This is a genomic window from Arthrobacter sp. BG3 (assembly GCF_056680185.1).
On the sequence record NZ_CM155270.1, the window covers coordinates 1,399,642 to 1,413,366 of the forward strand.

General features: G+C 66.8%; 11 protein-coding genes, 1 tRNA gene and 2 riboswitches. Of the genes, 4 read left to right on the forward strand and 8 right to left on the reverse strand.

Going from position 1 to position 13,725, the window contains the following annotated elements:
- Positions 1 to 11: 11 nt before the first annotated feature.
- Entirely contained in the window at positions 12 to 2,918 is a 2,907-nt protein-coding gene (gene gcvP / locus AC1MFL_RS06145) for an aminomethyl-transferring glycine dehydrogenase (protein WP_479814051.1), read from the reverse strand.
- 39 nt (positions 2,919 to 2,957) lie between these two features.
- A riboswitch (glycine riboswitch) is annotated at positions 2,958 to 3,074 on the reverse strand.
- 1 nt (position 3,075) lies between these two features.
- Positions 3,076 to 3,174, reverse strand: a riboswitch (glycine riboswitch).
- 404 nt (positions 3,175 to 3,578) lie between these two features.
- Positions 3,579 to 4,118 (reverse strand): TetR/AcrR family transcriptional regulator, encoded by a 540-nt coding sequence (locus AC1MFL_RS06150; protein ID WP_479814052.1) that lies wholly within the window; start codon positions 4,116 to 4,118, stop codon positions 3,579 to 3,581.
- A gap of 83 nt (positions 4,119 to 4,201) precedes the next feature.
- Between AC1MFL_RS06150 and AC1MFL_RS06155 the strand changes: the two genes are divergently transcribed.
- A complete protein-coding gene (locus tag AC1MFL_RS06155) occupies positions 4,202 to 5,902 on the forward strand; it encodes an MFS transporter (RefSeq protein ID WP_479814053.1) in 1,701 nt (566 codons plus the stop codon).
- A gap of 99 nt (positions 5,903 to 6,001) precedes the next feature.
- Here the strand turns inward: AC1MFL_RS06155 and AC1MFL_RS06160 are convergent, their stop codons facing one another.
- The 6 genes from AC1MFL_RS06160 to AC1MFL_RS06185 form a co-directional block, all read right to left on the reverse strand.
- Positions 6,002 to 6,481 (reverse strand): Dps family protein, encoded by a 480-nt coding sequence (locus tag AC1MFL_RS06160; protein ID WP_301224660.1) that lies wholly within the window; start codon positions 6,479 to 6,481, stop codon positions 6,002 to 6,004.
- A 194-nt stretch (positions 6,482 to 6,675) separates the two neighbouring features.
- Positions 6,676 to 7,221, reverse strand: coding sequence for an AMIN-like domain-containing (lipo)protein (locus tag AC1MFL_RS06165; protein ID WP_479814054.1), 546 nt, complete (start codon positions 7,219 to 7,221; stop codon positions 6,676 to 6,678).
- Between the two features lie 257 nt (positions 7,222 to 7,478).
- Positions 7,479 to 7,781: a DUF4193 domain-containing protein gene (locus AC1MFL_RS06170; RefSeq protein WP_310061627.1), complete on the reverse strand. Its 303-nt coding sequence runs from the start codon at positions 7,779 to 7,781 to the stop codon at positions 7,479 to 7,481.
- Between the two features lie 209 nt (positions 7,782 to 7,990).
- Positions 7,991 to 8,479 (reverse strand): GyrI-like domain-containing protein, encoded by a 489-nt coding sequence (locus tag AC1MFL_RS06175; protein ID WP_479814055.1) that lies wholly within the window; start codon positions 8,477 to 8,479, stop codon positions 7,991 to 7,993.
- Between the two features lie 174 nt (positions 8,480 to 8,653).
- Positions 8,654 to 8,727, reverse strand: a tRNA-Thr gene (locus AC1MFL_RS06180).
- Between the two features lie 153 nt (positions 8,728 to 8,880).
- Complete coding sequence (locus tag AC1MFL_RS06185) at positions 8,881 to 9,771, reverse strand: DsbA family protein (RefSeq protein ID WP_479814056.1); 891 nt, start codon at positions 9,769 to 9,771, stop codon at positions 8,881 to 8,883.
- 274 nt (positions 9,772 to 10,045) lie between these two features.
- Here AC1MFL_RS06185 and AC1MFL_RS06190 point away from each other — a divergent pair, with 274 nt between their 5' ends.
- The 3 genes from AC1MFL_RS06190 to AC1MFL_RS06200 all read left to right on the forward strand — a co-directional run bounded on the left by AC1MFL_RS06190 (position 10,046) and on the right by AC1MFL_RS06200 (position 13,597).
- Positions 10,046 to 11,455: an alpha,alpha-trehalose-phosphate synthase (UDP-forming) gene (locus tag AC1MFL_RS06190; protein ID WP_479815343.1), complete on the forward strand. Its 1,410-nt coding sequence runs from the start codon at positions 10,046 to 10,048 to the stop codon at positions 11,453 to 11,455.
- Complete coding sequence (otsB, locus tag AC1MFL_RS06195; protein ID WP_479814057.1) at positions 11,445 to 12,257, forward strand: trehalose-phosphatase; 813 nt, start codon at positions 11,445 to 11,447, stop codon at positions 12,255 to 12,257. Before AC1MFL_RS06190 ends, otsB begins: the two co-directional genes overlap by 11 nt.
- A 257-nt stretch (positions 12,258 to 12,514) precedes the next feature.
- Positions 12,515 to 13,597 (forward strand): ABC transporter ATP-binding protein, encoded by a 1,083-nt coding sequence (locus AC1MFL_RS06200; protein WP_301224740.1) that lies wholly within the window; start codon positions 12,515 to 12,517, stop codon positions 13,595 to 13,597.
- Positions 13,598 to 13,725 lie beyond the last annotated feature (128 nt).

Genomic DNA, 13,725 nt, shown 5'->3' on the forward strand with positions numbered 1-13,725 from the left:
GTTGGCTGTCCTTAGTTGGCAGAGTCGTCGGGGTGGACTGTTGTGTCTTCTTCGAAGGATTCGAGGGGAGGGCAGGAGCAGATCAGGTTGCGGTCGCCGGCCGCGCCGTCGATCCGGCCGACCGGCGGGAAGTACTTGTCCTGCTTGAGGTGGTGGACCGCGAAGACAGCCTGCTCGCGCGGGTACTCCCGCGCCCAGTCGGTGCTGATGACGGCGGCCGCGGTGTGCGGTGCGTTGCGCAGCGGGCTGTGCTCGACGGTGAAGTCGCCGTGGGCCACCTGGTCGATTTCGGCGCGGATGGAGATCATCGCGTCGATGAAGCGGTCGATCTCGCCAAGGTCCTCGGACTCGGTGGGCTCGACCATCAGGGTACCGGCCACCGGGAACGCGAGGGTGGGCGCGTGGAAGCCGTAATCGATCAGTCGCTTGGCCACATCCTCAGCGGTGACGCCGGTCTTGGCCGTGAGCTCGCGCAGGTCCAGGATGCATTCGTGCGCCACGAGCCCGCCCTCGCCGGTGTAGAGCACCGGGAAGAACTCGTTCAGGCGGGAGGCAATGTAGTTCGCCGCGAGCAGCGCGGACTTGGTGGCCTCGGTCAGTCCCTGGCCGCCCATCAGCTTCACGTAGGCCCAGGAGATCGGCAGGACACCGGCGGAGCCGTAGCGCGATGCCGAGATCGGGGTGCCGCTTTCGCCGTTGGACGGATCGGCGGCGTTGCCCGGCATGAAGGGTGCCAGGTGGGCCTTGGCCGCGACCGGGCCGACGCCGGGTCCGCCGCCGCCGTGCGGGATGCAGAAGGTCTTGTGCAGGTTCAGGTGGGAGACGTCGCCGCCGAACTGGCCCGGCTGGGCCAGTCCCACGAGCGCGTTGAGGTTGGCGCCGTCGACGTAGACCTGTCCGCCGGCAGCGTGCACGGAGTCGCAGACCTCGCGGACGTCGGCGTCGTACACGCCGTGGGTGGAGGGGTAGGTGATCATGATCGCGGACAGCGCCTCCTTGTGCAGTTCGATCTTGGCCTGCAGGTCCGCGTGGTCGATCGTGCCGTCCGCGGCGGTGGCCACGACGACGACTTTCATGCCGGCCAGCACGGCGGAGGCGGCGTTGGTGCCGTGCGCCGAGGCCGGGATCAGGCAGACGTTGCGCTGGGCGTCTCCGCGGGACAGGTGGTAGCCGCGGATTGCCAGCAGGCCGGCGAGTTCGCCCTGGGATCCGGCGTTCGGCTGGATGGACACCTGGTCGTACCCGGTGATCTCGGTCAGCTGGGCTTCGAGGTCCTCGATCAGTTCACGCCAGCCGGCGGTCTGGGATTCGGGGGCGAAGGGGTGGATGGAGGCGAACTCCGGCCAGGAGATGGCTTCCATCTCGGCTGTGGCGTTCAGCTTCATGGTGCAGGAGCCCAGCGGGATCATGGTCCGGTCCAACGCGAGGTCGCGGTCCGACAGGCGGCGGATGTATCGCAGCAGCTGGGTCTCGGAGCGGTGGGTGTTGAACACCGGGTGCTGGAGGTAGTCGGACGTGCGCTCGACGGCGGGGTCCAGGGCGAACCCTTCCGCTGAGCCGGATTCTGCGCCGGTGACGCTGGCACCGAAGGCGGCGACGACCTCGGCGACGATGGCCGCCGTCGTGGCCTCATCCGTGGAGACGCCCACGGTGTCCGCGTCGATGGAGCGCAGGTTGATGCCCTTGGCATCGGCGGCGGCGATGATCTCCGTTGCCTTGCCGGGCACCGAGACGGTGATGGTGTCGAAGAAGCTGGAGTGCAGCACGTCCAGGCCAGCGGCCTTCAGCGAGGCGGCGAGCGTCCTGGCGTGGCCGTGGGTGGTCTCCGCGATCGCCTTCAGTCCGTCCGGGCCGTGGTAGACGGCGTAGAAGGAGGACACGATCGCCAGCAGGGCCTGCGCGGTGCAGATGTTGGAGGTGGCCTTCTCGCGGCGGATGTGCTGCTCGCGGGTCTGCAGGGCAAGGCGGTAGGCCGGGACACCGGCGTTGTCCTTGGAGACGCCGACGAGACGGCCGGGCATGGACCGTTCGAGGCCCTTCTGGACGGCCATGTACGCGGCGTGCGGGCCGCCGAAGAACAGCGGCACGCCCAGGCGCTGGGTGGAGCCGACGGCGATGTCGGCGCCCTGCTCACCCGGAGGGGTGATGAGGGTCAGGGACAGCAGGTCCGCGGCGACGGTGACGAGGGCGCCGCGTTCCTTGGCGTCGGCGATCACCGCGGCGTGGTTAAACACGCGGCCGGAGACGCCGGGCTGCTGCAGCACGATGCCGTTGATGACGCCGTCGGGAAGCCCCTTGGACAGGTCGGCGACCTCGACCTCGAAGCCGAGCGCCTCGGCGCGGCCCTTGACGATCGCGATGGTCTGCGGCAGCAGGTCGGCGTCGAGGACGGTCTTGCCGTCATGGGCGGCCTTGTTCTTGTTGGCCCGGCGCATCATCAGCACGGCTTCGGCGACGGCGGTGGCTTCGTCCAGCAGGGAGGCGTTCGCAATGGGCAGGCCCACGAGGTCCTGGACCATGGTCTGGAAGTTCAGCAGTGCCTCGAGCCGGCCCTGGGAGATTTCCGGCTGGTACGGCGTGTAGGCGGTGTACCAGGCCGGGGCCTCGAGGATGTTGCGGCGGATGACGGCCGGGGTGAGGGTGTCGTAGTAGCCCTGCCCGATCATCTGGACCGCGGTCTTGTTCTTGGAGGCCAGCTTGCGCAGCTCGGTGAGGACCTCGACTTCGCTGAGGGCTTCGGCGAGCTGCAGCGGGGAATCCTGCCGGATGTCCTTCGGGACGGCCGTGTCCACGAGCGCATCGACGGTGTCGTAGCCGACAGCCTTCAGCATGGCGTCGACGTCGGCCCGGCGCCGGGCGCCGATGTGCCGGTCAACGAAGGACGTGGAGGCTGAGGTAACAGTCACAAGGAACTCCATAACTAAGGCGGCGCAGGGTACGCCGCATTGATTCGGGTTCCTCCCCGCTCTGTATTGGACCTGAGAGTTTCCGCACTGCCTTGCTCTCGCATGGCTCCGCTTGCACCGTCGGTGAGCACAGCATGTCCGGGGACAGCCTGCTACTTTCCAGAGTTGCCTTGCCGCGGCGGTACGTGGGCCTGAGAGATTCCTGGGGAGGATTTGCTCCTACGGCGCCTGCTTGTACCTACTTGCAGAACTCTCCCGCCGCAGATCAAAGGCATATTAAGTTGGCGTGACAACAGTCACAGCCTCCATTGTCCTATGTCCGGCCTGCGTCCGCAAACTAGTGACCCCGCCGTGGCCAGGGTTAAGCGCCGGCCCATTCGTCGGACGCGAATTCGCCGCAAAGCCGCGGCGTCGCGCGGACCCTCCCACGAAATCGCCGGAAAGCTGCGGCGTCGCGCGGACCCTCCCACGAAATCGCCGGAAAGCTGCGGGGTCGCGCGGACCCTCCCACGAAATCGCCGGAAAGCTGCGGCGTCGCGCGGACCCTCCCACGAAATCGCCGGAAAGCTGCGGCGTCGCCCAAACGAAACGGCGAATTCGCAGGCCTCCGGCGACTTCGGCGGCCGGGGCGGGGCGGGGCGGGGCGGCCGGGCGGGGCGGAGTGCCGCTGGGTCAGCCGCGGAGCCGCCCCAGTGCGGTGAGCAGGCTGTCGACGTCGGGGCCGACTTCCGGGAGCGGCCCGCCCGGGCCGCGTGCCAGCATGGCGTTGAAGTACAGCCCGTCCCCCATATAGAGGACGGGCTTGGCCATGGCCGGCCCGACGTCGGCGGCCAGCAGGTCCAGCCAGCTCGCCTGGACGGCGGCCATTCTCCGCAGGGTTTCCTGGTGGGCCACTTCGGCCAGCCTGGTGGCGGCAACGAAGACCCGGTCCAGCGGGGTGTCCGCCCAGACAGAGGACTTGATGAAGTACGCGGCCGCGCCCTCCGGAGCGGAGGCCATGGCCGCGAGGTCGTCGGCGAGCAGCCGGTCCAGCCGTTCCAGCAGGACCGAGATCATCGCCTCCTTGTTCGGGAAGTGGTAGAGCAATCCGCCTTTGGAGACCCCGGCCAGCCTCGCGACGGCATCCAGCGTCGCGGCACGCTCGCCCTCTTCGATCAGCAGGGATTCGAACGCGTCGAGGACGGCCTCGCGGGCGACGGGTTTTCTGGCCATGGTTCCTATCATGCCCCCAGGCGGGGGCGGGTTCTTAACGGGCAACTTCTTAACTGTACCGTCCAGACGGTACAGTTAAGCCCATGAGCAATACTTCCTTCACCCTCGGCAGCCCCGGCACTCTCTTCAGCAACGCCGCCGGAACGACGCCGAACCGGAACCCGGGCGCCCCCTGGCGCGACTGGCTGGCGCTGGCGCTGCTGATGTTTCCGGTGCTTCTGGTGGCCGTCGACAACACGGCTCTGACCTTCGCCCTGCCGGCCATCGCGCGCAGCCTCGACGCCTCCGGGGTGGAGCTGCTGTGGATCGTCGACGCCTATCCCCTGGTGCTTGCCGGCTTGCTCGTGGCAATGGGGAGCCTCGGCGACAGGATCGGCCGCCGCCGGCTGCTGTTCATCGGGAGTACGGGCTTCGCTGCCGTCTCGGCCGTCACGGCCTTCGCCCCCAGCGCCGAATGGCTTATCGCCGGACGGGCGGGGCTGGGATTCTTCGGCGCCATGCTGATGCCGTCCACACTGTCGCTGATCCGCAACATCTTCCCGGAGCCCAACCGCCGCCGGCTGGCCGTGGCCATCTGGGCCGCCGGCTTCTCCGGCGGCGCCGCGCTGGGCCCCATTGCCGGCGGCTGGCTGGTGGAGCACTTCTGGTGGGGCGCCGTCCTGCTTGTGGCTGTGCCGATCATCCTGCCGCTGCTGGCTCTGGGGCCGGCCTTGATCCCGGAATCCCGCGACCCGAACCCGGGCAAAGTGGACGTGCCCAGCATCATCATGTCCCTGCTGGTCATGGTGCCCGTGGTCTACGGCATCAAAGTCCTGGCCACGCACGGGCTGGCGCCGGAGCCGCTGGCCGCCATCGCCTTTGGCCTGCTGATGGGATATGTCTTCGTCCGGCGCCAGCGGTCCCTCCTGGCCGGAAACCTGGCACAGGCCGGCCAGGCCCCGGCCCCGGCCCCGGTCCCGGTCCAGGAAGGCCCGGCGTCGGGACACCTGGAAGAGGGCGGCCGCGGGACGGGAAACCGTGCTGCTCCCCTGCTGGACGTCAGCCTGTTCGGCAACCGGGTCTTCAGCACCGCCATCGTCGCGAACGTGCTGGCTCTGTTCTCCTTCAACGGCTTCATCCTGTTCCTGGCCCAGCACCTGCAGTTGATCGAGGGCCAGTCACCTTCGGAATCCGGCGTCGCCATGGTGCCCGCCCTCATCGCGACCGTCCTGGCGGGCCTGCTGGTAGTGCCGCTGGTGAAGAAAGTCCGTCCCGGCTTCGTGGTGGCCGGCGGGTTGCTGCTAAGCGCCGCGGGCTACTTCCTGGTGGCCTTCGGCGACCACAGCAACGGCCCCGCGCTGCTGCTGGCAGCGCTGCTGGTGCTGTGCCTGGGCGTCGGCGCCGCGGAAACCATCTCCAACGACCTGATCCTGGGCGCGGCCCCAGCGGAGAAGTCCGGGGCGGCCGCCGCCATTTCGGAGACCGGCTACGAGATCGGCTCGCTGCTGGGCACCGCCATCCTGGGGTCCATCCTCACCGCGTCCTATCAGGGCAATCTCCGGCTTCCCGCGGGGGCCGCGGAAGCGGCCCCCGCTGGGGCATCAGCACAGGCCGGCGAGACGCTCGCAGGGGCCGCCGAGCTGGCGCAGTCCCTCCCGGGACCGCTGGCGGAAGCCGTCATGGCGGCTGCCCGTACTGCCTTCGACTCGGGCGTCCACATCACGGCCACCATCGCCCTGGTGCTGATGGCCGGGACGTCGGTTCTCGCCGCCGTCGTCCTCCGGAAAGTGCCGACCGCCAAGTAATTAGGGCCGCAGAGTTAAGGCCGGGCGCCCGGCATAGTTAAAGCCGGGCGCCCGGCGCCGGGGGAACCGGAGCCGGGCGCTGAAACTGCCAGGGTAACGCTACTTGCTGTCCGGCGTGGTGACGCTGGTGTTGGCGCGCATCGTCTCCGCGTTGACCATCCAGGCGTACTGCTCAAACTTGGCGATGAAGGCGTGCAGCAGGTCCGCCGTCGTGGGGTCCTCCTCGTCCACTTCGTCGTGGACCTTGCGCATGGTGCCGACGGCCGCCTCGAGCGCCGCGACGATCCGCTCGATGGCGTCCTTGGTGTTGATCAGGCCGGCCGGGAACTCAGCGAGCGCGGTGGACTTGGACACCGTGGAGCTGCGGCCGTCCGGGAGGGCGTGGAGGGCACGCATGCGCTCGGCCAGATCATCGGCGAAGGCGCGGGCGGCATCGATAATCTCGTCCAGCTGCAGGTGCAGGTCCCGGAAATTCGTTCCGACGATGTTCCAGTGCGCCTGCTTGCCCTGAACGTGAAGTTCGATCAGGTCCACGAGCACTGCCTGCAGGTTAGTCGTGAGGGTGGGTGTTGCTTTCATGCGTCCTCCTGATTAGGTCCGGTACCGCTGCGCCCGATGCTGCCGCGTCCGGTACCGCTAGATCCGATGTCCCGACGCTACTCCAGAGCACAACGGGACCGCGACGGTCCCGCAGGAATTTCTCGGTCAGCTTACTAAGTCGGCTTACTAAGAGCGCTTTCCCTGAAAAGACGCAGGCAACCGCCGGCCGCGGATCACCAGAAATGCGCGACGTCGATCACGAGCCGTGAGCCTGCGTCCGGTCCCGCGAGGGTGAACACACGGAACGGCAGCCGGGCCCGGACCCCGAGGCCAAGGCTGGAATACCCCTCGAAGCTGCCGGCCCACGCCAGCTGCCGGAACGTCTGGTAGCCACTGACGTCGCTCAGCTCGTTCGGGTCCGCAGGGGTGTAGGTGGCGTTGCCGTTGCCGTCGTAGGCCGGGGCATTGGCCGTGACCTGGAGGAACGCCTGTCCCCGCAGCGGGACGGGCAACCCCGATCCGTCCTGCGTGACCTGCGGAACGTAGCGGACGGTGTAGCCACCCACGGGTCCGTTGAGGTCAATGACCACCCGGTCGAAGCAGTAGTGCTGCCCGGTGCGGACATTCGTCACCTGGGCCTGGCTCATCGCGGGATCCGACTTGACCAGCGACCCCCAGACCTGCCCGCAGTAGGGCGCCGCCGATGCGGGGCCGGGCGCCACCAGCCCCAATCCGACCGCCAGCAGGACCGCCATCAGCCACACCCGGAACGTTTTCATTTGGGCCGCCCCCTCACGCAATGAGATAGCTCCAGAATAGGGGTCTTTGCCGGGCGAATCGAGGGTCCGGGAGGATCGGCCCCCAACCGTTAAGGGGAGCCGCGCCCGGTTACGGGACGGTTGCACCGCCGCCGGCCGGCCGCTTGGGAAACGCGCGGGAACGGCGAAGCGCCGGCCCCTGTCGGGTTCCGGCGCTTCGTAGTGCGTTGCTGTCTGTCCAGCATGTTCTGAAGTGATGCTGCGCGGTGGAAGGTCCCCTAGCCTTCGCAGTCGCGGCAGTACTTCAGGCCGTTCTTTTCCTTGGCCACCTGGGACCGGTGGCGGACCAGGAAGCAGGAGGAGCAGGTGAATTCATCGGACTGCTCGGGTACAACGATGACGGTCAGTTCTTCGCCGGATAGATCGGCACCGGGAAGGTCAATGCCTTCAGCCGTGTCGTTCTCATCGACGTCGATGACGGCAGTCTGGGCGCCGCCGCTGCGGGACGCCTGAAGAGCCTCCAGCGATTCAGCGGGAGATTCTTCTTCTGTCTTGCGTGGTGCGTCGTAATCGGTAGCCATTTGGGGGTTCACTTTCGTTGCTGCGCAGCGCCATTTCAGGCACCTCAGTGAAGAAGTTTAGGACATTATGCAAGTTTCGAAGAATAGTGTGGTGAATCCGACAGATTGCGTCGCCCGCCCCCGCGAAGGGGACGGACCGGGTCATCGAAGTGCGTCGAAGAGCTGCTCGAAAGGTGCTCAGGCGGCAGCCGATGCGGTTGGCTGTCCGCTCAGGCGACCGGCCAAACCACGAGCGTCTTCCACTTCGCCGGGTCAGGCTCCGCGGCAGGGTCGCTGAGGTAGTACTCCCACATCGAGTTCCCCGGCGTCAGGCCTTCGGCCTGCATCTTCCCCATGATCGCCCCGTAGGTCTCGGGCAGAGTCTCGTAGGGGCCGACATGCATGGCTTCGAAGGCCTGACCGGCCGGAAGCGATCCTGCAGCCACCCCGCCTTCGACACCGCCGGGGAAGGGTGCGGCCACCGGAAAGCCAGCCTCGACGTCGACGACATCGGTGGGCATTCCCCGATACATCGCGAACGGCGGCCCGGCCACCTGGACGTGCTGTTGTTCCGCCGCGCTCATCACCGAACGATAGGCGCGGCCAAAGAACTCACGCAGTTCGTTCATCGGAACGGTTTCGCGGAGCACCGCGGTCGGTTGTTCCTGGAGTTGGTTGGACTTGATGTCCGGCGTCTTTTCCGGAGTCGTTTCGGTCATAGGGCAAGACTCCGCTGCGCGGATTTCGCGGTCTAGGGCCTAACGTCCCCCACGCCCAGGGCCCCAAGGTGCGGGGCCCGCCGACGGCGGTCAGGACGCCGGCGTGTCAGCCAGGCAAAACAAAACCGCGCCGCTGCCGGGATACTTCCCAGGCAGCGGCGCGGTTCTTTGCAGGGCCCCCTGTCGGATTCGAACCGACGACCCCCGCTTTACAAGAGCGGTGCTCTGGCCAACTGAGCTAAGGAGGCATTCCTGTGCGCGGGCCGGCACCGGACCACGATGAGGGGCCTGGCGCCTTGGCGCTAGATAAGGTTAGCCCACGGATGCCCGGTGATAAAAACAGGCCCGGCTCCGGAAGAATCCGGAACCGGGCCTGCGGTTTTGCTGTTGGGTTGTACCGCTTACTTCTTCGCGTCGATGGCGGCCTGGAGGAACTCGTTGAACGGGGTCTGGGCGCTGTCGCCCTTGCCCCACTGCTTGCCCTCAACGAGGACGGTCGGCGTCCCGGTGACCCCGATGGCCGCTGCCTGCTGCGTGGTGTATTTGACCCACGGGCGGTAGGTCTTTGAGTCCACGCAGGAATCGATGCTCTTGGCCCCGACGTCGGTGGCCATTTTCTTCAGGTCCGCATCGGAGATGCCGGCGCTGCCTTCAGCGGGCTGCTTCGCAAAAAGCAGGTTGACGAAGTCCGCGTATTTCTCCGGCGACTCGTTCACGACGCAGGCAGCCGCGTTGGCCGCGCGGGAGGAGTAGTTGGTGGTGGACCGGGAGTCCAGGAAGCCCAGCGCGCGGTATTCCACCGAGATCTTGCCCTCGTTGCGGAGGTTGGTCAGGGTCTCGTTGTACTGGGTCTCGAAGTTCTTGCACACCGGGCAGATGAAGTCGACGTAGAGGACCACCTTGACCGGCTTGCCGGCCTCAGCGTCGGCGCCGGGAGCGCTCACCTGCGCCGGCGGGGTGGCCGGAGCGGACGGAAGGTCGGCGATCTTGACGGTCGCGGGGTCGGTCTTCACCACGTCGGTGTTAGCCAGCAGGGTGACGCCGCCGTAAACGTTGCCATTGGCCGGGGTGGGTCCCTCGTCCGCGACCGGGGCGTTGTTCTGGATGTTCGAGGTCACGACCAGCGCCACCACAACAATGATGGCGACGACGGCGGCGACGATGCCCCAGCCGATGAGCAGCTTGTTGCGTTTGTCCTTCTTCAGCTGCGCCTCGCGGATTTCACGGGCTTTCTCGCGGGCCGCGGCAGTTCGCTCTGATTTGGACTGACGGGGTTCGTTTGCGGGGCTCATTAGTTCCTCGGGTCGATCGGCCTGTGGTGTCCACGGGGTGGCAATTCATCATTTTAGGCGAGAAAACTGGGAAGTTGCGCTTTCAACCTTCCTGCACACCGCCCGCCGGACGAATAGCACAGAAGATTCCGCCCCGCTAGGGTGGATACGAGCCACGAGCGAACCCCAGGGGGCACCAATGCAGGCAACCAAACACGCCGAATCGGATCCACACGCCGAGAGCGCTGCCGCACCCGGCACCAGCGACACGGATCCAGACTCACAGTATGACTTCATGGTGGTCTCCAACCGCCTGCCCGTCGACCGCTGCTCCCCGGACGAGCCCGGTTGCGAGGGCGGCTGGCGCCGCTCCCCCGGCGGCCTCGTCACCGCACTGGCACCCATGATGACCAAGACCGACGGCGCCTGGGTCGGCTGGCACGGCGCGCCGGATGAGCATGTCCAGCCTTTCAGCCACGGCGGCATCGACCTTGTTCCGGTCCAGCTGAGCACGCATGACATCGAATCCTTCTACGAGGGATTCTCCAACTCCACGCTCTGGCCGCTCTATCACGACGTGATCGCCCCGCCGGAGTTCCACCGGACCTGGTGGGACTCCTACCGCAAGGTCAACCGCCGGTTCGCGGACGCGGTCATCCACCACGCCAACCCCGGCGCCACCGTCTGGGTCCAGGACTACCAGCTCCAGCTCGTCCCCAAGATGCTCCGCGAGGCGCGTCCGGACCTGAAGATCGGCTTCTTCAACCACATCCCCTTCCCGCCGCCGGAGATCTTCGCCCAGCTGCCGTGGCGCCGCGCCATCATCGACGGGCTGCTGGGCGCCGACCTGGTCGGCTTCCAGCGCCCCAGCGACGCCGGCAACTTCATGCGCTCCGCCCGCCGCTTCCTCGGCGCCAGCGTCAAGCAGCAGCAGGTCCACGTCAAGGGCGCCACCGGCGAGACCACCCACATCGCCCGGGCCCACGCGTTCCCCATCTCAATTGATGTCCATCAGATCAGCGAACTGGCCCGGAAGCCGGAAATCATCGAGCGTTCCCGGCAGATCCGGGAGGATCTCGGCAACCCCAAGACGATCCTGCTCGGCGTCGACCGCCTCGACTACACCAAGGGCATCCGGCACCGTCTTAAGGCCTACGAGGAACTCCTGGCCGAGGGCAAGGTGACGGTGGAGGATGCCGCACTGATCCAGGTCGCCAGCCCCAGCCGGGAGCGGGTGGAGCAGTACCGCCTGCTGCGCGAAGAAGTCGAGGGCACGGTCGGCCATATTAATGGCACGTATGACACCCTGCAGAACACCGCGGTCCGCTACCTGCACCACAACTACCCGGTCGAGGAGATGGTGGCGCTTTACCTGGCGGCGGACGTTATGCTCGTCACCGCCTTGCGGGATGGCATGAACCTTGTGGCCAAGGAATACGTCACGGCCCGGACCAACAACGACGGCGCCCTCGTCCTGAGCGAGTTCGCCGGCGCCGCGGACCAGCTCAAGCAGGCCCTGCTGATGAATCCGCACGACATCGACGGCCTCAAGGACACCATCATGAGGGCAGTCAACATGCAACCTGCGGAATCCGCCCGACGCATGCGTGCGATGCGCAAGCAGATCCTGGACCACGACGTCGATCTCTGGTCCTCCGACTTCCTGAGCGCGCTGGAAGAGAAGGTGGTCCGTGATGACTCCTGAGCACGCACCCAAGCAGACACCGCTTTCGCTCTCGCCGGATCTTCTCGAGGCCCTGCGCCGCATCGCCGCCACCGAACACCTGCTGGTCGCGATGGACTTCGACGGCACCATGGCACCGCTGGTGGACCACGCCGGGGATGCCAGGGCACTGCCCCGCTCGGCAGCCGCCTTCGCCGCCCTCACCGAGCTGCCGCGGACGACGACGGCCCTCATCTCCGGGCGGGCACTGGACAGCCTGCGGGCGGTCGCTTTCCCCCCGGAGAAGACCCTGCTGATCGGAAGCCACGGCGCCGAGGTCTGGATGGGACCCGGGTCCGCGAAGCTGGAACTCGATGACGACCGACGGGAACTCCTCGCCGACGTCCGGCGCGAGCTGGAGGGCATCGTGGAGGAGGCACCGGGCACCCTGCTCGAGGACAAGCCCGCCGGCGTTGTGCTGCATACCCGGCTTGCCGCGGACGACGTCGCGGCGGACGCGGTGGCCGCCGCCCGCGCCGTCCTGCAGGACCGGCCGGGCGTCTTCCTGAAGAACGGCAACCGGGTGCTGGAGACGTCCGTGGTCCACGCTTCGAAGGGGGAAGGCATCGCCTTCCTGCGCCAGGCGGCCGGAGCCACGGCGACCATCTTCGCCGGCGATGACACCACCGACGAGGACGCCCTTGCCAGCCTGCTCCCCGGGGATCTCGGGGTCAAAGTCGGTCTCGACTTCACCCAGGCGGAGTTCCGGATCGAAGCCCCGGAGCACGTTGGCGAGCTGCTGGAGGCCCTGCTGCGGGAACGGAAGCGCGCCCTGGGCCTGTGACCCCTAGCTCATCCCATGCCGTGAGTAAGCCGAATCACGTGTGACATCCGTAACATTTTGGCCCATTAACCAAAAATCTGACATACTCTGGTTGTGATGTGGCGCACAAGAACCGTGCGGCGTCATTGGATACTCCTCGGCCTCGGCCGGGGAGTATGCGCACGATCAGGTGCGAACAACTGAATTAACAACTGAAAAATAAGACCATTCACTACGGATCGTCCGGCACGTACCTGCCGGTGAAGGGATTGATAACTGTGGCTACAGTTACTTTTGATAACGCAACACGTCTGTACCCGGGCACGGATAAGCCCGCTGTTGACAAGCTCAACATTGAAATCGCCGATGGCGAGTTTCTCGTCCTCGTTGGACCCTCTGGCTGTGGAAAGTCGACCTCCCTGCGAATGCTTGCAGGTCTTGAGGACGTAAACTCCGGCCGAATCCTGATTGGCGACCGCGACGTCACCGACGTTCCCCCCAAGGACCGCGACATCGCCATGGTTTTCCAGAACTACGCGCTCTACCCGCACATGACGGTCGCGGACAACATGGGCTTCGCCCTGAAGATTGCCGGCGTCAGCAAGGAAGAGCGCGCCGAGCGCGTCCGTGAAGCCGCCAAGCTCCTGGACCTCGAGCCGTACCTGGACCGCAAGCCGAAAGCACTCTCCGGCGGTCAGCGCCAGCGTGTTGCCATGGGCCGTGCGATCGTGCGTAACCCGCAGGTGTTCCTCATGGATGAGCCGCTGTCCAACCTTGATGCCAAGCTCCGCGTGCAGACCCGCACGCAGATTGCGTCCCTGACCCGCCGCCTGGGTGTCACCACGGTCTACGTGACCCACGACCAGGTCGAGGCCATGACCATGGGCGACCGCGTCGCCGTGCTGAAGGACGGCCTGCTGATGCAGGTCGACACCCCGCGCAACCTCTACGACAAGCCGAAGAACGTGTTCGTGGCCGGCTTCATCGGCTCCCCCGCGATGAACCTGCTCGAGCTTCCCGTCGTCGACGGCGGCGTGCAGTTCGGCGGGACCATCTACCCGGTGCCGCACGGCATCCTCGAAGAGGCCAGTGGCAAGACCGTAACGCTCGGCTCCCGGCCGGAAGACCTCGAGCAGGTCGCTGCCGGCGAAGGTCTCCAGGTTGAGGTTGACGTCGTCGAGGAACTCGGCGCCGACGCCTACGTCTACGGCCACACCACGCTGGACGGCAAGAGCCACGACATCGTCGCACGCGTCGACGGCCGCCGCCCCCCGATGAAGGGTGAGTCCATCTACGTTCGCCCGCAGTCCGGCCACGTGCACCTGTTCGACACCAAGACGGGCCTGCGCCTGGGCGACTAGTCCCCACCGGCTCCCTAGCCTCGCTCCGCGTCGGCAAGGGAACCCTGCCGGCGTGGGCCCACCCACCCACCGGCACTGCACGACTGACGGCGGTCCTCCCGACTGGAGGGCCGCCGTCGGGCTTTAAC

Coding starts and splice junctions, on each gene's coding strand:
- gcvP (WP_479814051.1), bottom strand. CDS start 2,918: ATGGAGTTCCTTGTGACTGTTACCTCAGCCTCCACGTCCTTCGTTGAC.
- AC1MFL_RS06150 (WP_479814052.1), bottom strand. CDS start 4,118: ATGGCCAGAAAACCCGTCGCCCGCGAGGCCGTCCTCGACGCGTTCGAA.
- AC1MFL_RS06155 (WP_479814053.1), top strand. CDS start 4,202: ATGAGCAATACTTCCTTCACCCTCGGCAGCCCCGGCACTCTCTTCAGC.
- AC1MFL_RS06160 (WP_301224660.1), bottom strand. CDS start 6,481: ATGAAAGCAACACCCACCCTCACGACTAACCTGCAGGCAGTGCTCGTG.
- AC1MFL_RS06165 (WP_479814054.1), bottom strand. CDS start 7,221: ATGAAAACGTTCCGGGTGTGGCTGATGGCGGTCCTGCTGGCGGTCGGA.
- AC1MFL_RS06170 (WP_310061627.1), bottom strand. CDS start 7,781: ATGGCTACCGATTACGACGCACCACGCAAGACAGAAGAAGAATCTCCC.
- AC1MFL_RS06175 (WP_479814055.1), bottom strand. CDS start 8,479: ATGACCGAAACGACTCCGGAAAAGACGCCGGACATCAAGTCCAACCAA.
- AC1MFL_RS06185 (WP_479814056.1), bottom strand. CDS start 9,771: ATGAGCCCCGCAAACGAACCCCGTCAGTCCAAATCAGAGCGAACTGCC.
- AC1MFL_RS06190 (WP_479815343.1), top strand. CDS start 10,046: ATGGTGGTCTCCAACCGCCTGCCCGTCGACCGCTGCTCCCCGGACGAG.
- otsB (WP_479814057.1), top strand. CDS start 11,445: ATGACTCCTGAGCACGCACCCAAGCAGACACCGCTTTCGCTCTCGCCG.